General features: G+C 71.4%; 23 protein-coding genes. 7 read left to right on the forward strand and 16 right to left on the reverse strand.

The window, feature by feature from the left end:
- Positions 1-18: 18 nt before the first annotated feature.
- A complete protein-coding gene (locus ACWENQ_RS35240) occupies positions 19-1,950 on the reverse strand; it encodes a hypothetical protein (RefSeq protein ID WP_452418070.1) in 1,932 nt (643 codons plus the stop codon).
- Between the two features lie 145 nt (positions 1,951-2,095).
- Here ACWENQ_RS35240 and ACWENQ_RS35245 point away from each other — a divergent pair, with 145 nt between their 5' ends.
- From ACWENQ_RS35245 to ACWENQ_RS35255, 3 genes are read left to right on the forward strand one after another with little or no spacing between them, the layout of a single operon-like run.
- A complete protein-coding gene (locus ACWENQ_RS35245; protein WP_449914468.1) occupies positions 2,096-2,719 on the forward strand; it encodes a hypothetical protein in 624 nt (207 codons plus the stop codon).
- Positions 2,716-3,366 carry a hypothetical protein gene (locus tag ACWENQ_RS35250; protein ID WP_449914471.1) on the forward strand — a complete coding sequence of 217 codons (651 nt, stop codon included), beginning with the start codon at positions 2,716-2,718 and terminating at the stop codon, positions 3,364-3,366. The genes ACWENQ_RS35245 and ACWENQ_RS35250 overlap by 4 nt, the downstream gene beginning before the upstream one ends.
- On the forward strand, positions 3,363-4,292 hold the full coding sequence (locus ACWENQ_RS35255; RefSeq protein WP_449914473.1) for a hypothetical protein: 930 nt from the start codon (positions 3,363-3,365) through the stop codon (positions 4,290-4,292). The genes ACWENQ_RS35250 and ACWENQ_RS35255 overlap by 4 nt, the downstream gene beginning before the upstream one ends.
- Here the strand turns inward: ACWENQ_RS35255 and ACWENQ_RS35260 are convergent.
- Positions 4,282-5,595, reverse strand: coding sequence for a hypothetical protein (locus tag ACWENQ_RS35260; protein ID WP_452418072.1), 1,314 nt, complete (start codon positions 5,593-5,595; stop codon positions 4,282-4,284). The two genes, ACWENQ_RS35255 and ACWENQ_RS35260, sit on opposite strands and share 11 nt — an antisense overlap.
- 70 nt (positions 5,596-5,665) lie before the next feature.
- On the opposite strand from ACWENQ_RS35260, the gene ACWENQ_RS35265 reads away from it, so the two are divergent.
- Positions 5,666-6,025 (forward strand): tetratricopeptide repeat protein, encoded by a 360-nt coding sequence (locus tag ACWENQ_RS35265; RefSeq protein WP_354914104.1) that lies wholly within the window; start codon positions 5,666-5,668, stop codon positions 6,023-6,025.
- On the opposite strand, the gene ACWENQ_RS35270 is transcribed toward ACWENQ_RS35265, so the two are convergent.
- Positions 5,980-7,155, reverse strand: a complete 1,176-nt coding sequence (locus tag ACWENQ_RS35270; RefSeq protein WP_452418074.1) for a benzoate/H(+) symporter BenE family transporter — start codon at positions 7,153-7,155, stop codon at positions 5,980-5,982. The two genes, ACWENQ_RS35265 and ACWENQ_RS35270, sit on opposite strands and share 46 nt — an antisense overlap.
- Before the next feature lie 36 nt (positions 7,156-7,191).
- Between ACWENQ_RS35270 and ACWENQ_RS35275 the strand changes: the two genes are divergently transcribed.
- Entirely contained in the window at positions 7,192-7,734 is a 543-nt protein-coding gene (locus tag ACWENQ_RS35275; protein WP_452418075.1) for a helix-turn-helix domain-containing protein, read from the forward strand.
- A 51-nt stretch (positions 7,735-7,785) separates the two neighbouring features.
- On the opposite strand, the gene ACWENQ_RS35280 is transcribed toward ACWENQ_RS35275, so the two are convergent.
- From ACWENQ_RS35280 to ACWENQ_RS35330, 11 genes are all read right to left on the reverse strand, one after another.
- The gene (locus ACWENQ_RS35280) at positions 7,786-8,295 is read right to left on the reverse strand and encodes a hypothetical protein (protein WP_449914486.1); all 510 of its coding nucleotides are present in this window, start codon (positions 8,293-8,295) and stop codon (positions 7,786-7,788) included.
- On the reverse strand, positions 8,292-9,050 hold the full coding sequence (locus tag ACWENQ_RS35285) for a methylated-DNA--[protein]-cysteine S-methyltransferase (RefSeq protein ID WP_449914488.1): 759 nt from the start codon (positions 9,048-9,050) through the stop codon (positions 8,292-8,294). The genes ACWENQ_RS35280 and ACWENQ_RS35285 overlap by 4 nt, the downstream gene beginning before the upstream one ends.
- Positions 9,047-9,601 (reverse strand): RNA polymerase sigma factor, encoded by a 555-nt coding sequence (locus ACWENQ_RS35290; RefSeq protein ID WP_354914112.1) that lies wholly within the window; start codon positions 9,599-9,601, stop codon positions 9,047-9,049. Before ACWENQ_RS35290 ends, ACWENQ_RS35285 begins: the two co-directional genes overlap by 4 nt.
- Before the next feature lie 95 nt (positions 9,602-9,696).
- A complete protein-coding gene (locus tag ACWENQ_RS35295; protein ID WP_449914491.1) occupies positions 9,697-10,002 on the reverse strand; it encodes a DUF1416 domain-containing protein in 306 nt (101 codons plus the stop codon).
- Positions 10,002-10,841: a sulfurtransferase gene (locus ACWENQ_RS35300; RefSeq protein WP_449914494.1), complete on the reverse strand. Its 840-nt coding sequence runs from the start codon at positions 10,839-10,841 to the stop codon at positions 10,002-10,004. Before ACWENQ_RS35300 ends, ACWENQ_RS35295 begins: the two co-directional genes overlap by 1 nt.
- Positions 10,838-11,239, reverse strand: coding sequence for a DUF4395 domain-containing protein (locus ACWENQ_RS35305; RefSeq protein ID WP_452418076.1), 402 nt, complete (start codon positions 11,237-11,239; stop codon positions 10,838-10,840). The genes ACWENQ_RS35300 and ACWENQ_RS35305 overlap by 4 nt, the downstream gene beginning before the upstream one ends.
- A 175-nt stretch (positions 11,240-11,414) precedes the next feature.
- Positions 11,415-11,837 (reverse strand): thioredoxin family protein, encoded by a 423-nt coding sequence (locus tag ACWENQ_RS35310; protein ID WP_449914499.1) that lies wholly within the window; start codon positions 11,835-11,837, stop codon positions 11,415-11,417.
- A gap of 36 nt (positions 11,838-11,873) precedes the next feature.
- Positions 11,874-12,692: an anti-sigma factor family protein gene (locus ACWENQ_RS35315; RefSeq protein WP_452418078.1), complete on the reverse strand. Its 819-nt coding sequence runs from the start codon at positions 12,690-12,692 to the stop codon at positions 11,874-11,876.
- Positions 12,689-13,201, reverse strand: a complete 513-nt coding sequence (locus ACWENQ_RS35320; RefSeq protein ID WP_354914188.1) for a sigma-70 family RNA polymerase sigma factor — start codon at positions 13,199-13,201, stop codon at positions 12,689-12,691. Before ACWENQ_RS35320 ends, ACWENQ_RS35315 begins: the two co-directional genes overlap by 4 nt.
- A gap of 37 nt (positions 13,202-13,238) precedes the next feature.
- Entirely contained in the window at positions 13,239-13,904 is a 666-nt protein-coding gene (locus ACWENQ_RS35325; protein ID WP_449914504.1) for an LmeA family phospholipid-binding protein, read from the reverse strand.
- A gap of 33 nt (positions 13,905-13,937) precedes the next feature.
- Positions 13,938-14,189: a MoaD/ThiS family protein gene (locus tag ACWENQ_RS35330; protein ID WP_354914125.1), complete on the reverse strand. Its 252-nt coding sequence runs from the start codon at positions 14,187-14,189 to the stop codon at positions 13,938-13,940.
- Between the two features lie 219 nt (positions 14,190-14,408).
- Between ACWENQ_RS35330 and ACWENQ_RS35335 the strand changes: the two genes are divergently transcribed.
- The gene (locus ACWENQ_RS35335; RefSeq protein WP_449914509.1) at positions 14,409-15,116 is read left to right on the forward strand and encodes a response regulator transcription factor; all 708 of its coding nucleotides are present in this window, start codon (positions 14,409-14,411) and stop codon (positions 15,114-15,116) included.
- 53 nt (positions 15,117-15,169) lie between these two features.
- On the opposite strand, the gene ACWENQ_RS35340 is transcribed toward ACWENQ_RS35335, so the two are convergent.
- Together ACWENQ_RS35340 and ACWENQ_RS35345 are read right to left on the reverse strand one after the other, a co-directional pair.
- Complete coding sequence (locus ACWENQ_RS35340; protein WP_452418079.1) at positions 15,170-15,874, reverse strand: hypothetical protein; 705 nt, start codon at positions 15,872-15,874, stop codon at positions 15,170-15,172.
- A 166-nt stretch (positions 15,875-16,040) separates the two neighbouring features.
- Positions 16,041-17,798, reverse strand: a complete 1,758-nt coding sequence (locus tag ACWENQ_RS35345; protein WP_452418081.1) for a bifunctional metallophosphatase/5'-nucleotidase — start codon at positions 17,796-17,798, stop codon at positions 16,041-16,043.
- A 108-nt stretch (positions 17,799-17,906) separates the two neighbouring features.
- On the opposite strand from ACWENQ_RS35345, the gene mshD reads away from it, so the two are divergent.
- On the forward strand, positions 17,907-18,821 hold the full coding sequence (mshD, locus tag ACWENQ_RS35350; protein WP_449914515.1) for a mycothiol synthase: 915 nt from the start codon (positions 17,907-17,909) through the stop codon (positions 18,819-18,821).
- Positions 18,822-18,972: the final 151 nt, after the last annotated feature.

Here is an 18,972-nt window from a genome sequence, read left to right on the forward strand (position 1 = left end):
CGGCACTTGACCATCCCCTTACCCCTTCTTCCGCCAGTCGAGGCGTGGCGGCGGCGGGCCCAGGTTGGGCGGCGGCTCGTCGGGCGTGGCGGCCCCGCCCATGTCGAGCACCGCGTCACGGGCCTCCTCGAGCTCGGCGAGCGTCGTCCTGGGGAAGGTGAGGATGGCCGGGTTCGCGTCGGCCAGCCGTACGCGGCGGCCGTCGGCGGTGGCGTCGGTGACGATCACGGACGTGGTGGGCAGCTGCTGCAGCTGGTGCGGTTCGACGAGGAACTCGCGCGAGCGCTGCAGGACGCGCTCGGTCTCGCCGATCTTGTCGGCGGTCCTGCCCCACTCGGTGGACTCGGTGATGTCCTCCTTCAGATCCGTACGGCTCTCGCCCCGCTCCTCGACCCCCTCCTCCACCTGGTCGATCGTGGAGGTGTAGCGGGCGCCGTCGAGACCGGCCACCGACGCGCTGATCGTCTCGGTGAGCTGGGCCAGTTCCAGGCGGTGCTCGGTGCCGACGTGCTCGCTGGCCACCCGGGCGTCCTCGGCGTTGCCCAGGCGCATGAACGCCACGGCCGCGTGCCCTCGGCCCAGCCGTTCCCGCACGGTCGGCGTCAACGACCGGTAGGTCAGCACCAGCCCCGTCCGCGAGGTCTCGCAGGCGTCCATGAGGCGGTCGAGCACGTCGCCGCGCAGCTTGTCGGCGCCCGCGACGATGATCGTGTGGTACCAGGGGCGGTCGGAGGCGGGCGACTGGCGCAGGATGTGGGTGAGCGCGGTGGCCACGTAGGTGCCTAACACGCGGTTGCCGAACACCCCCGCCTGCCGGTCCATGCTCACCACCCGCAGGCGGGCCGGCGGGAGCCGTACCGCCTCGGTGCCGAGGGTCTCGAGCTTGCGCAGCTGCGACTCCAGCGCCCACGCCCGCTCGATGACCACCCTGTCGCTGACGCCGCGCCCGAACATCGTGCCGATGCGCTCCAGCTGCTCGGCGGTGATCAGCCCGTACTTGAGGTCGTCGCGCGGGTCGCCCACCTGGGCCAGCGCCCGCAGCGCGGCCGTCACCTGGGCGATCGTGGCGTGCTCGCCGAGCACGTCGAGCACCCGCTCGAGGATCGCGTTGTCGAAGCTGAGGTCGCGCGTCGTGCGGTGCTCCTCGCTGACGCTCACCACGTGGGCCAGCACGTCGGCGAACGCCTCGGGTTTGAGCGTCGCCCCCAGGTCGAGCTTGGGCAGGTCGACGGGCAGCACCCACACCAGCGGGTCGTCGCCGCCCCTGCGGGCCAGCTCGATCAGGTCCTTGGCGATCGCCCCCTCGGACAGGTCGAGAACGGTCAGGTGCCCGCCGCTGTAGAGGCGCGTCGCGCCCAGCAGCGTCACCAGCGCCGACCAGCCGGGCAGCGTGCCGCCCGCCACGTCGACGCGGTCGATCTCGTCGGGTACGGCGACGCCGTACCAGGTCAGCTGCCTGTCGTGGCGGTCCTTCAGCTCCTGCCAGTCGCGGTAGCGCTCGGCGTGCTCCTCCTGGGCCCTGAACAGCTCCTTGTCACGTTCCTGCCGGAGCCGGTCGTCCCTGGCCTGCCGCTCGCGCACCCGGTAGCGGACCGCCCTGTCGCCCTGGAGGACGGCGTAGCTGCAGATGCCCGCGACGCCGCCGGTCGCCACCAGCCCGATGATCGCGAACGACCAGCCCAGCGCCCCCGCTAAGGCCGCGACCAGGATGACGACGGCCAGGACGGCCATGAACGTCCGGAAGATCTTCACGGGCCGGTTGAGCAGGTCCTCCTGCATCCGTTCCCTGCGTACGAGCTCGGGGTCGGGCGTGGACTCCCGCGGCGGCTCCTCGGCGGGCGAGGGACGCTTGGGCGGCTCTCCCGGGTCTGGGTGCAGCAGCATGTACTGCCAGCCCAGGTAGATGCGATCCGCCTGCAACTGCGCCTGCTCGGGATGCACGTCCGCCACGTGACCCTCCGGCCGCCCTATCTCGTTAGTAGTGCCCCAGCCTACGAGTTCGGCCGCCGGTTCCGGCACGGTTCCCGGCAATTCAACCAGCAGATGGGAGTATTGCGGCGGATGGTGCAAGCGTGACCTATTACCATCGTTGCCCATGACGGAACCCTCCCCCGAGGACGACCGGCCACGACGCCCGATCCTGGTGCCCGCGGTGGGGTTGGTCCTGGCCACCGGACTGGGCATCACCGCCCTTCTCGGCGGGCTGAACGAGGCTCCCGACCCCAACCCGCCCGCCCTCAAGCCGGCCACCGACATCGACCAGGGCCAGTTCAAGACCAGGTTCGTGGAGAGCAGGGTCACCGTCGTCCAGCCCGACGTCTCCTTCGAGGACCCCAAGCGCTTCCTCGAAGTGGAGGCGACGGTGACCAACGAAGGCGACGAGACCGCCCTCGCGGGGTCGTCCTTCACGTCGACGCTGCTGAAGATCACACCGGAGATCAAGCCGAAGTACGGCGTCATCACGCTCGTGCCCACCCAGAGCGGGCCGAGCGAGCAGCTCCAGCCGGGAGTCCCGACGAAGGTGCTGGTCCGCTACGAGCTGGAGCCGGGCGCGAAGGTGCCCGACAAGATCACGCTCGACGTCGGCACACGGCACTACGCGACAGGCGAGTACACACCTGCCTACGGCTGGATGCCGGAGACAGAGGAGAAGGGCGACAAGCAGGTGCCCGTCGTCCTGGGCCGGATCACGCTCCCCGTGCGGCCGGAGGGCTCATGACCGCCGTCGACCAGCACAGCTCCGTGCCGGCGCGCCAGTCCCGCCGCGCCGCCCGCCGGGGCGGCGGCTCCAAGGTGCTCAACGCCGTCGTCGGGCTCGCGCTGGCGGGCGGTGCGATCGGCCTCCAGACCCTCATGCCGACCTACGAGGACCTCGGCGCCCCCCTCACCTACACCGGCGCCGTCAAGGACGACGTCGACGCCGGCCGCTTCTCGGCCAGGGTCGAGGCCGTCTCCTCCGCCCGCGCGATCGAGGTGGGCGAGAAGAAGATCGAGGCAGGCAAGGACCAGGTCTTCCTCGTCGTGCAGGCGGCCGCCACGGCGCCGAAGGAGCCGCTGCACCTCAACCCCGCCGAGCTGCTCACGGCCGAGGACAAGCGCTTCACGGCCACCGACCGGATCGAGAAGACCAAGTCGCTGGCCTACCCGTGGATCCAGCCCGGCTGGTGGACGCCGGGCGTCTTCGTCTTCGAGGTGCCCGCTGCGGCCCTGCCCGGCGCCAGGGTGGTGTTCTCCATTCCGGACGGCGGCCTCTACGGCGAGCCGCACCTGCCGGAGGCCGAGGTGGACCTCGGTCTGGACGACGCGGCGGCCCAGCGGCTCTTCACCGCGCCCAAGGACGTCTACCCGCTGGGGGACAAGCGATGACCGACTGGTTCTCCCCCGCCTCGGGGCGGCAGCAACCCCAGCAGCCCCAACCCGGTCAGCAACCCCAGCCGCAGCAGCCCCAGCCCCCGCAGCCCCAGCCGCTGTCACGGCCGCGGCGTCGGCAGGCGCGGCCGCAGCAGTATCCCCAGCCGCAGCAGCACCGGCCCGTCCACCCCGATCATCAGGTGTGGCCGCCGGTTCCGCCTTCCCGCGAGCCCGCGGGAAGCTCGACGCAGCCGCTGCCCGCCGTGCCGAGCGCCGGCCCGGTGCCGCATCGGCAGCCCCAGCCGCCCGCCCAGCCCGGCGCTTTCCCGGCAGGCCCTCCGTCGGATCCACCGGCGGACCCGGCGGCCACCGGCACGGGAGAGGCACAGCCGCCCAGGCGCCCCCGCCTGCTGTTGCAGGGTGTGGGCGCGGTCGTCGCGCTCGCCGTGGCCATCGGCGCCCCGACCGTCGACCGCTACCTGTTCTTCAAGAACGGCCAGCCCGACGACCAGGTGCACCCGGTCGCGGCCGGGCAGGAGATCACCTTCGAGCACGTCAGGTGGAAGGTGGACTACGACACGATGGCGGCACCCGCCGGCAGCAGGCACAACACGCCGGACAAGCAGTGGCTCAGGATCGCCGTCACCAGGACGGCCGTCGACAAGGACGGCGCGCAGCTGACGGGGAAGCCGGACGTGCTGCTCAAGGACCGCGCGGGCCGCGCGTGGCGGCTGGAAGACCTGCCGCCCGACAGGACACCGGCGGACCACGTCGTGGGTGAGAGCTACGTGACCACCAAGGTCGCCGTCGTGCCGTCCGCCGTGGCCAAGGAGGTGGAGCTGGAGCTGCGCCCCAGCTCCTACCGGTCGGACACGCCGGTCGAGGACCTCATGAAGCCGACCGAGGACGACAACCGCGACGTCCTGCGGTTCAGACGTTGACGGCCTGACCGCTGAGCCTGGCCCTGGTGGCCGCGATGTCGAACGTCGCGGCCAGCAGGCACATCGTCAGCGTGGTCACCAGCAGATCCTTCACGAACTCGATCGGTTCGCTGATGACGAGCCACCAGTACGGTGTCTCCGAACCGATGAGCGTGCGCACGCCCCTGTCCGCGTAGTCGGCGCCCAGGCGCAGCGCCACGTACAGCACGCACATGAGGCCGAACAGCGCGGCGCCGCCCTTGATGACCAGCCGGAAGGTGTTGACCAGCGGGACCCAGCGCTCCATGAAGCTGCCGGTCACGCGGTTGAACGACTGCTGGGTCATGTCGTGGGACTGCTCCAGCCGGTCGACGCCCGTTTCGAGACGGCGGATGCCGCGCACCGCCGAGCGGGTGTCCTCGCTGAAGGCGCCGAAGACGAGGATCGCGACGGTGAGCCAGGTGAGCGGCACGATCAGGGCGTCGACCAGGTAGGGCGTGATCTCGCCGACCGTGCCCCAGAATGCCTCCCAGCCGGGCACGTTCTCCTTGGCCTGCTTCCAGAGCTCGCCGGACTCCGCGACGACCTGCCGGTGTCCCACCCAGTCGGAGCGCAACGCCGCGAGGGTCAGCGTCGCGTTCAGGCCGAAGAAGAACAGCGCGAACTCCGACATGGCCGACGCCACGCCCGCGGACCTGCCCTCTCCCCGCTCCACCATGCGGTTGAAGAACCAGCGCAGGCCCATCGCCACGACCATGGCGCCCAGCGAGACACGCCAGTCGAGATCGATGAGACCGGTCCCGGCGGTGGTCTCGGCCTTCTTGCCCTCGGCCGTCGCGGTCAAGATCGGGGCATAGAAGTTGTCGTCGAGGTTGTGCAGCCAGTCGAGGCCGCTGAAGTCGAGCGCGTCACGCCGGACGAAGTTCCACGTCAGGTAGATGGCGGCGAAGGCCGGGGCGATGCGGTCGAGTGCGGCGAAGAACCGCTCGGGCTCGTCGCCGCGCGCCGCCGTCTCCCACAGCGCCCCGCGCAGGCTGTACAGCATGCCCGCGGTCGTCACCATGGCCAGCATGACGACGAGCGTCATCACCGCGATGGTCGCGACCAGGCGGGCCTGGCGGTAGTCGCCGTGGGAGATCTCGGTGCCGAGGTAGAGCAGGCCGAACCGGGCGGCCTCCCCCACCGAGAACCACATGATCAAGGGCAGCGCGCACCTGCCCGCGAGGCGAAGCGCGTGCAGGGGCAGCGAGAACGGCGACGGCATCCGCTGGGCCGGCGTGGGCGCAGGTCGGGGTGGTGCCGCCACACCAGACGATCCTGACATCTGGTGAATCGTAGCGTCACAGGGTTAACACCGGGAATGCGATGCATGTAGTTGAGTGTTCAATCACACCATGAACGAGATCGAGCGCTACCGCTTCGCCGAGCGCCTGCTGGGGATGCGAGACCCCCTGGGCGCCCTCATGATGCTGGAGCCGCTGCTCGACGAGCACGGCGACGACCACGGCCTGCAGTTGCTGACCGCCCGCGCCTACTACCACTCCGCCCAGCTGCGCAGGGCGGAGCAGGCCCTCGACGGGCTGCTGGAGCGCGACCCCAGCGACCACTACGCCCGTTTCCTCCTCGGCAGGACGCTGGAGCGCGCCAGCCGGCTCGAGGAGGCGCTGCCGCACCTGCGCATGGCCGCGGCCATGCACGCCGACCCCGACTACCTGGAGTCGGTCGGCAGGGTGGAGCGCAAGCTGGCGGCCTGAGGCCGCCGGAACAGCAGCAGGTGCATGAGCCCGCCCGCCACCAGGCCCCAGAAGGCCGAGCCGACACCCAGCCAGCTCACGCCCGAGGCGGTGACCGCGAAGGTGACGACCGCGCCCTCCCTGCCGTGGGCCTCGGTGAAGGCGGAGGAGAGCGCGGAGCCGAGCGCGCCGAACAGGGCGAGCCCGGCCACCGCGGTCACCAGGACGGGCGGTGACAGCAGGACCAGGGCGGCGGCCGCGCTGGACAGCAGGCCGAGGCCGATCATGGAGGCGCCGGCGGTGACCGAGGCGATCCACCGGCGGGCGGGGTCGGGCGCCGCCTCGGGCGAGGCGGCCAGCGCGGCGGTGATGGCGGCCAGGTTGACGGCGTGCCCGCCGAAGGGCGCGCCGAGCGCCGAGGCCGCCCCCGTCGCCAGCAGCACGCCGCGCAGCGGCGGGCGGTAGCCGTACCCGGAAAGGACGGCCATGCCGGGGATGTTCTGGGCGGCCATCGTGACCAGGAACAGCGGCACGCCGATGCCCGCCACCGCCGAGACGCTGAAGACGGGCGCGGTGAACTCGACCACGGGCACCAGGCTGAGCTGTCCGGGAGGGTTGGTGACCGCGATGACCGCCGCCGCGGCGGCCAGCGCCCCCGGCACCGCCCAGGTGCGGGCGAAGCGGTAGAGCAGCGCCCAGACCAGGATCACCGGCCCGGCGAGGTACGGCACGTCGAGCATGGCCTGCACCGGCGCGAGGCACAGCTTGAGCAGCACCCCCGCGAGCATGGCGGCGGCGATCGGACCGGGGATCGCCGCGATGGCGCGACCCAGCCACGGCACCAGCCCCGCCGCCATGACGAGCAGCCCGCAGACGACGAACGCGCCCACCGCTTCGGCGAACGACCCGCCCGCGGTCAGCAGGAGCGCGGCGCCGGGAGTGGACCACGCGATGGTGATGGGCATCCGGTGCCGCAGGCCCAGCGCGATCGACACGACGCCGACGGCGACGCACAGGGCCATCAGCCCTGAGGCGGCCTGCCGTTCGTCGGCTCCGACGGCGCGTAATCCGGCGAGGACGACGGTGAAGGAGCTGGCGAAGCCGACCAGCGCGGTCACCACTCCGGCGACGATGGGTTGCGTCCGTTCCATATACGGAACACTACAGGGGTCGGGCAAGATGGCCTCATGACAGCCGTGAGCGGCGACCCGCGCGAGGTCGGCAGGAAGGTGCGGCGGCTCCGGCAGGAGCGCGGGATCTCGCTGTCGGAGCTGGCCAGAAGGGCCGGCGTGGGCAAGGCCACGCTGTCCGGCCTGGAGACGGGCGTCCGCAATCCCACCCTCGACACGCTGTGGGCCGTCACGGCCCAGCTCGGCGTGCCCATCGCGGCCGTCCTCGACGACGCCCCCGCCACCCCGGTCCAGGTGCGCGGCACGGCGGTCGAGGCCACGTTGCTGCAGGTGTTCGACGACGCGGGCGTGACCTACGAGCTGTACCGGATGCGGGTGCCGCCGGGCGCCACCCAGACCTCACCCGCCCACCACGAAGGCGTGAGCGAGCACATCACCGTCTTCTCCGGCACGCTCAGCGCGGGCCCCCTGGACGCGCCGCTGGTGGCGGGCCCCGGCGGCTACCTGAGCTGGCGGTCGGACGTCCCGCACGGCTACGCAGCCGTGGGCACCGAGCCGGTCCACGCCTCCCTGCTCATCCGCTACCCGGCCACCGGCTGACCCCACTCGGCCACCGCCCTACCGGCTGACCGCCGCGAGCCCGCCGCTCGGCTACCCGGCCACCAGCTGACCGTCGCGCACCAGCCAGAGACCTCCGTCGGCGCGGGCGCCGCGCAGCCCCTCCGTGGCCTCCGGCCCCGCCACGCCGGGCAGATCGGGTACGGCCAGCCCCGCGAAGGCGATGGTCCTGCTCGGCCGCCACACGCCCGTCGCCACCAGCCGCCTGCCCATGCCCTTCCAGCCCTCCGGCTCGTCGGCCACCACCCACAGGTCGGGATGGCCCGCCACCAGCCGGCAGGCCGGACGCAGCCACGACGCCGCCTCCTCAGGCCACGAGACCACCGCCCCGATGTGCCCGCCCACCGCCTCCCACGCCGCCACGAACGCGCGTGCCCGGTCCGCGCAGGCCGCCGAACGTCCGTGGCCCACGTTGACCAGCAGCGGATGCTGCTGGCTCACCAGCCGCAACACCGCGGTCAGCTCCGCCTGCGCGCCGCCGCCTCCCGCCGGCGCCGCCGCGCCGCGCACGTGCGCGCGCCGCCACTCCGTGAACGCGTTCACGCCGCCACCCCCGGCCGGCAGGTCCGGCACGCGCGATAGCCCTCCGCCTCCGCCTGCGCCACGCTGCGGAAGCCGTGCCGGTGCCGCGGCGTGATGCGCCGGGCGTTGTGGCAGGTGGGGAAGCACACGATGCCCGTGGTGTCGCTGGCCAGGTAGAAGACGTTCTCCCCGGCCAGCGTGCGCAGCCCGTCGAGGTCGACGCCCTCCTCCCGCAGCAGCCGCTCCTTGGCGGCGCCGCCGAAGACGTAGTCGCCGGTCACGCCGTCCGACCTGATCACCCGGTGGCACGGCACCAGCAGCGGCACCGGGTTGCGGGCGAGCGCGGTGCCGACCGCGCGCACGGCGCCCGGACTGCCGATCTGGCGGGCGATCCACCCGTAGGGCCGCACCTCCCCTCGCGGGATGCGCTGGGCGGTGGTCAGCACGGCCCGCTGGAAGTCGCTCAGCTCCCGCAGGTCGAGCCGGACCCCCGTGGCCTTCCCCGTGCGCAGGGCGGGCAGCAGGCCGGCGGGCGGGCGGTCGCCCGGCAGCAGCGGCCTGCCGAAGCGGGCCCTGAACTCCGCGGCGAAGCCGTCCCCCTCGTCGGGGTCCTCGTGCCGGCGCAGGAAGGCGATTCCGTGGTCGGTGCTGGCGACCGACACCTCGCCGAGCGGGCTGGACACGCGCACCCAGCGGGCGGCGATCCGGTCGAGCAGCCCGGCGGGCGCGTCGGTGGACAGTGCGGCGAGCCCGGCGAGCAACGGATCCTGGTTCATCTGGCCATCTCCCTCAGACGCTTGAGCCCCCGCGACACGTGCGACTTGACGGTGCCCTGCGGGAGGCCGAGCACCGTGGCCACCTCGCTGACGGGCAGATCCACCACATGCCTGAGCACCACGGCGGCCCGCTGGTCCTCCGGCAGCCGGCGCAGCAGGTCGGCGAGCTCGCCGCCGGTCTCCCGCCGCTCTGCCGCCGCCTCCACGTCCTCGCCGGTGTCCGCCGTGTCCACCGGCTCCTCCAGCAGGTCGGGCGGCGGCTGGCGAACCCTGGAGCGGACGCAGTTGCGCCACACGTTCATGAGGATCGTCATCAGCCACGGACGCGGCTGCAGCGCTGCGATGCGCGCGCGATCATAGCCCGCCACCGCCCGGTACGCGCGGAGGAACGCCTCCGCGGTCAGGTCCTCGGCGTCGGCCCAGCGTCCGCTCAGCCGCAGGGCCGTGGAGAACACCAGACCCCGGTAGGTCTCGTACAGCTCGGCGAAGCCTCCGTCGAGGTCGTCGACCAGCGCCTTCCTGACCGGGTCCAGGCAGTCGAGTTGGTTCACGTCCTCTATAACACCGACGCGCCCGAGTCCGTTGCGGGAAGACGAGAAGGGGCCGCGTCCCGTGGGACGCGACCCCTTCTGATGTGTCGGATCGGTCAGACCGCAACGGCGAGCTGGGCGACCTCGCCGAGCTTGGCCTGGACGGCCACGTCGCGGGTGATGCCGCCACCGGCGATGATGCGGACGGTCCAGTCACCCGGAGCGGCGAAGAAGCGGAAGACGCCCTCGTCGGACACCACGACCTCGCCGGTGAACTCGCCCGAGTGGTCGAGCAGGCGCGCGTAGGCGGTGCCGGCGCCGGTCACCACGCCCTGGATGACGGCCTGGGTCGACAGGTCGATCCCGGCCGGCAGCGCGATGGTCTGCTCCGGAGCGCCGCATCCCTGAGTCGAAACAGTCATTAGCGGGCCTCCCCCAGCTCGATCGGCACGCCCACGAGCGAGCCGTACTCGGTCCACGAACCGTCGTAGTTCTTCACGTTGGCCTGGTCGAGGATCTCGTGCAGCACGAACCACGTGTGCGCCGAGCGCTCCCCGATCCGGCAGTAGGCGATGGTGTCCTTGCCGAAGTCGACACCCGCGCCCGCGTAGAGGTTCTTCAACTCCTCGTCGGACTTGAACGTGCCGTCGTCGTTGGCCGCCTTCGACCACGGGATGTTGCGCGCCGTCGGCACGTGCCCCGCCCGCTGCGCCTGCTCCTGCGGAAGGTGCGCAGGGGCCAGCAGCTTGCCGGTGAACTCGTCGGGCGAGCGCACGTCGACCAGGTTGAGCTTGCCGATGGCCGCCACCACGTCGTCGCGGAAGGCGCGGATCGCCGCGTCCTGCTCCTGCGCCACGTAGCCGGTCTTCGCCCGCTGGGGAGCGTCGGTCACCAGCTCGCGCGAGTCCAGCTCCCACTTCTTGCGGCCGCCGTCCAGCAGCTTGACGTTGGAGTGGCCGTAGAGCTTGAAGTACCAGTACGCGTACGACGCGAACCAGTTGTTGTTACCCCCGTAGAGCACCACGAGGTCGTCGTTCGAGATGCCGCGCTCCGACAGCAGCGCCTCGAAGCCGGCCTTGTCGACGAAGTCACGGCGGACGGGGTCCTGCAGGTCGGCCTTCCAGTCGATCTTGACGGCGTTACGGATGTGGCCCTTGTCGTAGGCGCTGGTGTCCTCGTCGACCTCGACGATCACGACACCCGGGGTGTCGAGGTTGGCCTCGACCCAGTCAGCATCCACCAGGGCGGCGGAGCGGCTCATGTGTGAACCTCCATTGTGGCGGCGGGCAGTAGACGGCGAATCATCAGGTACATCTCGCAGCCGAGGCAGAGACCGAAGGCTGCGTTGAGGAAGGCGGCGAGGAGAGCCGCCGCCGTCGCCCCGAGGGCGATCGGCGTGATCCCGGTGACGAATCCGACCAGCCCCGCGACCGCGAAGGTCAGGCCGACCGCCTGCGCGAACCGCGGCGGGCGGGCGTCCTCCGTCGCCGACGGAGGACTCCTGAAGAGCATCTTGTACGGCGAGCGACCGGCCACACCGAACGCGAACACCACCGCCTGGACGGCCAGCAGCCAGCCGCTTCCCGTCAGCAGGACGAGAGCGAGGACGATTGTGGTGACAGCCGCGCCGAGACGCAGCACTCGAGGGTCGGCACGCATCGAGGGATGCTCCTGAAGGGTCGGAAGGGGGCGGATCAGATGTCCGCGCGAGACCGTCCTCAGGCAGCGCGACAGAGCGCGGTGGTCACGCGGCAGAAATCAACCGCGCGCCGCTTCGTCAGCAGCTCTGTCGTGGGGTTCATGGCGATGACACTACCTGTCGTCTCGCCGTCTGTCACATCTCGTCCGGCTCCTGAGACACGATCGTGCCCAGGACCGCGATGACGTCCGCCTTCCTGGGCTGGCCTGAGGCCCTCTTCACGACGTTGCCCGCCCCGTCGAGCACCAGGACGGTCGGCGTGCGCATGATGTCGAGCCGGCGCACGAGGTCGAGCCGTGACTCGGCGTCGATCTCCACGTGCCTGACCCCCGGCACCAGGCCGCTCACGTCGGCCAGCACCCGGCGCGTCGCCCGGCACGGCTGGCAGAACGCCGTGGAGAACTGCACCAGGGTCGCGCGCTCGCCCAGCTCGGCGCCGAGCGCGTCGGCCGTGAGCGTCCGGCCCGCGTCGCGCATGCGTCCGTCGCGGCGCAGCTTCACCACCCCGATCACCGTGCCCAGCGCCAGCGTCGCCAACGCCACCCACCAGCCTGCCATCGCCTGGTGCAACCGGCGCAGGGCCGGGATTCTTCCCTACTTGGCGTCGACCGTGACCAGGACCCGGTCGGCGGCGTCCCTGATCTCGAAGGCGCGGATGGCCGCCAGCGGCGTGCGGCTCTCCACGTGGTAGACCTCCGAGCCCTCCTCGTAGCGGTTCGCCGTGACCTTCCACGACCCGGTGACCTCGCGCCCGCCGCTCTTGCGCACCACGACCAGCGTGCACTCGGTGTCCGCGGGAACGCCGCTGACCTGCACCTGGAGGGGCATGCCCGGCGTCACGGTGACCGTGGCGCTGACCCCGTTCCTGCTCCCCTGGAAGGCCGTCCCCTGGGACTTGAGCGCGGCCGACGGGGACTCCGAGGGCGCGGCTCTGGTGTCGGCCCGCGGGAGGTCCTGGGCGATCATGGGCTGCTCGGGGGTGTTCGCCTTGGGCGCCTTCGTGGCCTCCCCGGCGTGCTCGGGCGCGGCGCCCTGCCCCATGTCGGCCTGCGTGGTCGCGGGCGCCGCCGCCGTGGACTGCGACGCGCGCTGCTGGATCCCGGTCCAGACCGTGCCACCCACCGCGAGCACCGCGACCGAGGCCGCGACGGCCAGCAACAGCCGGGTCCGCCGGTGCCGCTTCACCCGGTCGTTCAGCAGCCGGTCGAGCACCTCACGAGGAGGGCTCGCCACCAGCACCACATCCTGCTCCGACACCTTCGCCAGGAACGAGGAGACCCCCTCGAGCTCCATCAGCTCGTCGGTGCACCCCTCGCACGAGGCCAGGTGGACCTCGACCTCCAGCGCCTCCTCGGGGTCGAGCGCCCCGAGCGTGTAGGCGCCGAGCGACAGCCGTACCTCCTCGCACGTCACGGCGCCAGCCCCCGCTCTTCCAGGGCGAGCTTCAGCGCCCGCAGCGCGTAGTAGGTCCGCGACTTCACGGTGCCGGCCGGGATGCCCAGCGTCTCCGCCGCCTCCTTCACCGATCGCCCCCGATAGTAGACCTCCAGCAGCACGTCACGGTGCTCCGGCCGCAGCGCGGCCAGCGCCTCCGCCACCGCCCACGACTCGACGGCCTTCTCGAGCTCGTCGTCGGCGGGGATGACGGCGAGCGCCTCGTCCCCTGTCTCCTGGGGTCTGGCCTTTCTCGCGCGGTGCTGGTCGACGACGAGGTTGCGAGCCACTGTGAACAGCCACGCCCTGATCGGACGCCCCGAGACCGCCTCAGGATGCCGCCATGCCCGCAGCAGCGTCTCCTGCACGACATCCTCCGCTCGGCCAGGGTCCCCGGTCAGTCGCAGTACGTAACCGTAGAGCGGCCCCGCGTGCTCGTCGAAGAGGGTTCTCACGAGTTCCTCGTCGGCTGTGCCTGCTGGGCTCACCCCCTCATCACGTACGGCGCGCCGTACCGGTTCGAAGTCAGCCACGGAGAGGTACGTCACTTGCCTCGGCGGTGATCTCCAGCCCGGCGGGGACGGTCTTCACGCCCGTCACCTTCACGTCGAACGGGAGCTTGGCCTTGAGCGGGATCGTGTAGCTCAGCAGGCCGGCGGCCTTGGCCGGCATGCCGTTGACCTTCTCGGCCGTCACCCTGATGCCGCCGTCGACGAGCTCGACCCGCATGTCGGCGGTGAACTTCACCTTCGTCACGCCGAGGTTGACCTGGCCGGAGGCGGTCAGGGTGTCACCCGTGCCGCCGATCTTCACCCCGCGTGGCGCGAACCTGTCGACGGTGGACCTGGACAGGGTGCCGCGCACGCTCACCCGGCCCGCGACGATCTGCGCCTTGTTCTGGATGACGTCGGCGAGCGGGGCCCGGACGTCGTAGGCGGCGCCGCTCAGGTTCTCCACCTTGACACTGTTGTACGTCAGCGTGCCCAGGTCGAAGCGAACCTCCTGATAGCGGCCCGCGATCGCCTGGGTGAGGAACGGGATCCCCTCGATCGTGACGGTCGGGGTGCCCGACAGGTCGGAGGCGGCCGCGATCCTGTTGGCGATGTCGCGCTGCACGCCGGAAACCGCCACCCGGTCCACGGCCACGAGCAGGACGATCAGCACGATCAGCAGGATGATCAGCTTGCGCATCGGGCTCCTTCGGGGGGGTGCCTGGGCGCTACCTTATCCTCCGGCGAAGGGAGGAAGGATCTCCACAACGGCCCCTTCGGGCAGGATCACCGAGGAATGCTCGCGTTTGCCGACAGGGTTGCCGTTCACCAGGAATGACGAGCGGCGCACCACTCTGGCGAGTTCGTCCCGATCTGCTGTGATTCTTGTCATGAGCCGATCCAGCGTGTCGGCCTCGAAAACCTCCTCCGCCACACCGGCCGCTTCCTTCGCCGCGGCCCAATAGCGAACTTTTCCGGTGGCCATGGCTACCTCACAATCAATTCCGTTCCATTGTGCGGGTTCGTTAACGAAGATGTTTCATACGAACGCCTGCTCACCAGGTGGACACCACCAGGTCGCGGCAATCACGTGGGTTATCCTCACCTACGAAGGGATCCGGGCGACGCAGCCCCCGGGTCCCACATGTGTTTGTACGGCACGACACACGCACGGCGAACACGCGGCCCTACCAGAGGAGTCGAAATGAGCAACCTGCTCCTGCTGACCAACGCCCTGGAACCCTCCGCCGAGGTGCTGCCTGCACTGGGCCTGCTGCTCCACTCCGTCCGTGTCGCGCCCGCCGAGGCCTCCGCCCTCATCGACGCGCCACCGGCCGACGCCGTGCTCGTCGACGCCAGACGCGAACTCGTCCACGCGAAGAGCCTGTGCCGGCTGATCCGCACCACGGGCGTCGACTGCCCGCTTCTCGTGATCGTCACCGAGGGCGGCCTGGCGGCGATGACCGCCGAGTGGGGCGTCGACGACGTCCTGCTCGACAGCGCCGGCCCGGCCGAGGTGGAGGCCCGGCTGCGCCTGGCCACCGGGCGGCTGTCCCTGGCGGCGGCCGACGAGGTCCCCGACGAGATCCGCAGCGGCGACCTGGCCATCGACGAGGCGACCTACACCGCCAGGCTGCGGGGGCGCGCCCTCGACCTCACCTTCAAGGAGTTCGAGCTGCTGAAGTACCTCGCCCAGCACCCGGGCCGGGTCTTCACCAGGGCCCAGCTGCTGCAGGAGGTGTGGGGCTACGACTACTTCGGCGGCACCAGGACCGTCGACGTGCACGTGCGGCGGCTGCGGGCGAAGCTGGGGCCCGAGTACGAGTCGCTGATCGGAACGGTGCGGAACGTCGGCTACCGCTTCGTGCCCGACCGCGGCAGCGCCGACGCCGACAGCCCGGCCCACGTCTAGCCGGCCCTCCCCCTCGTCAGCCGGCCCTCCCCCTCGTTCGGATCCCCCGACGTTCAGACCCGCCGGCGTTCAGATTCCCCGACGTTCAGACCTCCGGTGTTCAGACCTCGGCCGAGAGGGGCGCTCTCGAGTGTCTCCAGGCGGATGCCCGTGCCGGTGTACACGGCCTGCGCGATCTCGGCGACGGCGAACTCCGCGACCCCGACCCGCACGCCGGACCGCTCGTCGCACCAGGCGGCGATCCGCTCGGGCGCCGTCACCGGGCTCGCGAAGTGAGCCAGGCTGACGTACCAGATGTCGCGCGTCCAGTCCTCGAAGGCGCCCCACGTCCCGAGTTCGCGCGCGAACCTCCGCTGCAGCGTGACGAGCGTGTCGTCGAGGGGCGTGCCCCAGACCAGGACCCCGCCGTGGTGCGGGATCACCCCTCGCAGCTCCAGCCGGACGGCCGGCAGGCCCTCGGCCGCCGCCGCCAGGGCCGCGCCGTAGACCCGCCGCTCGGCGACCTCCCGCCGGTACGGCTCCAGCGAGCGCAGCGTGACGTGCAGCGCGTCGCCGCCGTGGACCCAGTGGCCGGGCCCCACCGCGGCGGCGAGCTCCGCCGCCAGGCCGGCCAGCCGGTCGAGGGCCGGAGCCGAGGGCCTGAGCACGGCCGCGGCGCCCCACCGGGGCGAGCCCTCCACCGGAGGCCGGTCGAACGTGGTCTTTCCGCCGAGGAGCGCCGCCCGGCCGCCGGCCGCGAACGCGGAGAAGGGCGGCATCAGTAGCGCGGGTCCGTTTCGAGGAGACCCATGATGATCATGTCGGCGTCGCCCGGCTCCATGGCGCGCAGGCGGACAAGGGTTCCGGTCAGCATGCGTGTACCCGATCAGATCGGGGCCAGGGCCCGCAACCGGATAGTCGGCGCGGGCCCTGGACGGTCGAGTGTCAGTCCACGACCGTGATGCGGTTGGTCGCGGGCGGGGCGACGGGGCTGTGGCCGCCCAGGTACGCGACGAAGGCGTCGATGTCCAGCGGACCGCTCCACAGGTCGGTGCCGTTCTTGAACTCGGCGAAGGCGTCACCGCCGCCGACGAGGAAGTTGTTCACCGCCACGCGGATCGACTGGGTGTCGGTCACCGCGACGCCGTCGATCTTCATGTTCGACACCTTCGAGCCCCACGGGGCGCTCTTGCTGTAGGTGTAGGTGAAGTTCGCCGACGGCTGGAGGATCCTGGTGAACGGCTGGTTGTTCGGCCCGCCGACGAACTGCTGCTCCAGCACCGTCTTGAGCTGGGCGCCGGTCAGCGTGATCACCTGGGTGAGGTTGTTGAACGGCTGGACGGCGAACGCCTCGCCGTACGTCACCACACCGTCGCCCTCGTTCGCGGGCGAGCCGGCGTAGGTGAGCGGCATGCGCACGCCACCCGGGTTCATGAACGCGATCTGCGCGTTGCCGCCCGTCCTGGTCGCCTCGAGCTGGCTGTCGGCGATCAGGTCGCCGAGCGGCGTCTCGCCGGAGGGGGCGGCACCGGTGCCGACGTCGGCGCTGATCCTGCCGACCGGCTTGTTCGCGATGGCCTCGCTGCGGGCTCTCCACTTGGTGACCGTGTCGCCGACCGGCTGGTCCGGGGTGACGTCACGGGTGACGACGTGGTTGCCCGCCACGACAGAGGACCGTACGACGTCACCCGAGCGCCGGTCGACCTTGAAGTCGATCTGCGTGAGCACGCGGCCGAAGGACGAGCCCTGCGTGTAGACGCGCGGCTGCCCCGCGGGGTCGGTCGCCTTGCAGATGTAGGCCTGGTGGGAGTGGCCGCTGACGACCACGTCGACCTGCGGGTCCAGGCCGGAGGCGATGCGCGAGCCGGCGCCGGGGGTGACCGAGCAGGCGCTCGGGTCCTGGTTCGGGGTGATCTGGTCACCCTCGTGGACCAGCACGACCTGCGCCTTGACGCCGGCGCGGGCCAGCATCCTGGACACCTTGTTGGCCGCGGCGACCTCCTCGGTGAACTTCAGGCCCTGGATGCCGCCGGAGGAGACGATGGTCGGCGTCGTGGCCGTCACCAGGCCGATGAAGCCCACCTTGACGCCGTTGACCTTCTTGATGAAGTACGGCGGGAGCGCGTACCTGCCGCTGCGCTCCTTCACCACGTTCGCGGCGAGGAAGTCGAAGTCGGTGCCGGCCCACGGGCTGTCGGGGTGGCAGCCGTCGACGGGGTGGCACCCGCCGTTCATCAGGCGCTTCAGCTCGGTGTAGCCCTCGTCGAACTCGTGGTTGCCCGCCGAGGAGGCCGCGAGCCCCATCTGGCCGAGCACCTCGAGGGTCGGCTCGTCGTGGTAGGCGGCCGAGATCAGCGGAGAGGCGCCGATCAGGTCGCCGGCCGCCACCACCAGGGTGTTGGCGTCCGCGCGCTGCTTGACGTGCGCGGCCAGGTAGGCGGCTCCACCGGCGATCGAGTACTTGCCGCCCACGATCCCGGTCAGCTTGCCGTCGACGTCGACGAGCGGGCCGTTGGGGTCGAGGATGCGGCTGCTGGACCCGCTCGGCGGCTCCAGGTTGCCGTGGAGATCGTTGATCGTCAGCAGGCGGACGGGAACCGTCCGCTCGGGCCTGGCCGCTTCGGCGGGCCCGGCGACGAGCGTTAACCCGCCCAGGCCGACGGCGCCCGCGACGGCGAGCGGGAGGAAGGAGCGAGAGATCATGCCTGCAGACGTTACGGCGGCAAACTATGCAACAGACGTCTGAAAGGTAACGATTCGTCGGGCCACCACATGGCGTTATTTGCCAGTCAGCCGCCTAGAGTTCGATCCATGACTGTGCGCGTGGTCGAGCGGGGACGTCTCGATGACCAGGAAATCGCCGACGTGCTGGGTGTCGTTGAGGCGGCCACGGAAGCCGACGGGGTCCGCCCGCTCAACGAGCACGTGATGCTGCACCTGCGCTACGGCGGTGACGAGCGGGCCCGCTCCCTGCTGCTCTACGACGGCGACGCGCCGGCCGGCTACGCGCACGTGGACCCGACCGACGAGGTCGCGGGGCCGAGCGGTGAACTGGTCGTCCACCCGGCCTTCCGCCGCAGGGGGCACGGCAGGACGTTGCTGCGGGCCGTACTGGAGGTGGCGGGCGGGCGGTTGCGGCTGTGGGCCCACGGCGACCACACCGGCGCGGCGGCCCTGGCCGCCTCGCTCGGCTTCGAGCGGATGCGGTCGCTGTGGCAGATGCGCCGCTCCCTGTTCGCGCCGCTGCCGGCCGCGCCGCTGCCCGACGGGGTACGGCTGCGCACGTTCGTGCCCGGCGAGGACGAGGAGGCGTGGCTCAAGGTGAACGCCGCCTCGTTCGCCCAGCACCCGGAGCAGGGCGCGTGGACGCTTGACGACGTCCTGCGGCGCGAGGCCGAACCCTGGTTCGACCCGTCCGGATTTTTCCTAGCTTTTCGTGATTCGCGGCTGGTGGGCTTCCACTGGACGAAGATCCACGGATCCTCCTCCGAGGAGCACGGCCACGAACCGCTCGGCGAGGTCTACGTCGTCGGCGTCGACCCGTCCCAGCAGGGCACCGGCCTGGGCCGGGCGCTCACCCTCGCCGGCCTGCGCCACCTGCGCTCGCGCGGCCTCGCCCAGGCGATGCTGTACGTGGACGAGGCCAACACGGCGGCCATCCGGCTGTACGAGTCCCTCGGGTTCAACCGCTGGGACATCGACGTGATGTACGCGGCGACGCGATGAGCGCCGCCCACGCGGCGAGCGGCCGCCCGGCTTGACGAGGGTCACTCGACTCGGCGGGAAGCGCTCGACGCGGTGAGCGGCCCCTCGACGTGACGAGGAGCGCTCGACGCGCCGAGGGCTGCTCGACGCGATGAGGGCTGCTCGATCGGGG

It is taken from the genome of Nonomuraea sp. NPDC004354 (assembly GCF_053602555.1).

Bases quoted from the DNA above. Each gene is read 5' to 3' on its own strand.
- ACWENQ_RS35255 (WP_449914473.1), top strand. From the start codon at position 3,363: ATGACCGACTGGTTCTCCCCCGCCTCGGGGCGGCAGCAACCCCAGCAG.
- mshD (WP_449914515.1), top strand. From the start codon at position 17,907: ATGACTGTGCGCGTGGTCGAGCGGGGACGTCTCGATGACCAGGAAATC.
- ACWENQ_RS35265 (WP_354914104.1), top strand. From the start codon at position 5,666: ATGAACGAGATCGAGCGCTACCGCTTCGCCGAGCGCCTGCTGGGGATG.
- ACWENQ_RS35325 (WP_449914504.1), bottom strand. From the start codon at position 13,904: ATGCGCAAGCTGATCATCCTGCTGATCGTGCTGATCGTCCTGCTCGTG.
- ACWENQ_RS35340 (WP_452418079.1), bottom strand. From the start codon at position 15,874: ATGCCGCCCTTCTCCGCGTTCGCGGCCGGCGGCCGGGCGGCGCTCCTC.
- ACWENQ_RS35345 (WP_452418081.1), bottom strand. From the start codon at position 17,798: ATGATCTCTCGCTCCTTCCTCCCGCTCGCCGTCGCGGGCGCCGTCGGC.
- ACWENQ_RS35245 (WP_449914468.1), top strand. From the start codon at position 2,096: ATGACGGAACCCTCCCCCGAGGACGACCGGCCACGACGCCCGATCCTG.
- ACWENQ_RS35335 (WP_449914509.1), top strand. From the start codon at position 14,409: ATGAGCAACCTGCTCCTGCTGACCAACGCCCTGGAACCCTCCGCCGAG.
- ACWENQ_RS35260 (WP_452418072.1), bottom strand. From the start codon at position 5,595: ATGTCAGGATCGTCTGGTGTGGCGGCACCACCCCGACCTGCGCCCACG.
- ACWENQ_RS35310 (WP_449914499.1), bottom strand. From the start codon at position 11,837: ATGGCAGGCTGGTGGGTGGCGTTGGCGACGCTGGCGCTGGGCACGGTG.
- ACWENQ_RS35270 (WP_452418074.1), bottom strand. From the start codon at position 7,155: ATGGAACGGACGCAACCCATCGTCGCCGGAGTGGTGACCGCGCTGGTC.
- ACWENQ_RS35330 (WP_354914125.1), bottom strand. From the start codon at position 14,189: ATGGCCACCGGAAAAGTTCGCTATTGGGCCGCGGCGAAGGAAGCGGCC.
- ACWENQ_RS35305 (WP_452418076.1), bottom strand. From the start codon at position 11,239: ATGCGTGCCGACCCTCGAGTGCTGCGTCTCGGCGCGGCTGTCACCACA.
- ACWENQ_RS35300 (WP_449914494.1), bottom strand. From the start codon at position 10,841: ATGAGCCGCTCCGCCGCCCTGGTGGATGCTGACTGGGTCGAGGCCAAC.
- ACWENQ_RS35250 (WP_449914471.1), top strand. From the start codon at position 2,716: ATGACCGCCGTCGACCAGCACAGCTCCGTGCCGGCGCGCCAGTCCCGC.
- ACWENQ_RS35285 (WP_449914488.1), bottom strand. From the start codon at position 9,050: ATGAACCAGGATCCGTTGCTCGCCGGGCTCGCCGCACTGTCCACCGAC.
- ACWENQ_RS35275 (WP_452418075.1), top strand. From the start codon at position 7,192: ATGACAGCCGTGAGCGGCGACCCGCGCGAGGTCGGCAGGAAGGTGCGG.
- ACWENQ_RS35295 (WP_449914491.1), bottom strand. From the start codon at position 10,002: ATGACTGTTTCGACTCAGGGATGCGGCGCTCCGGAGCAGACCATCGCG.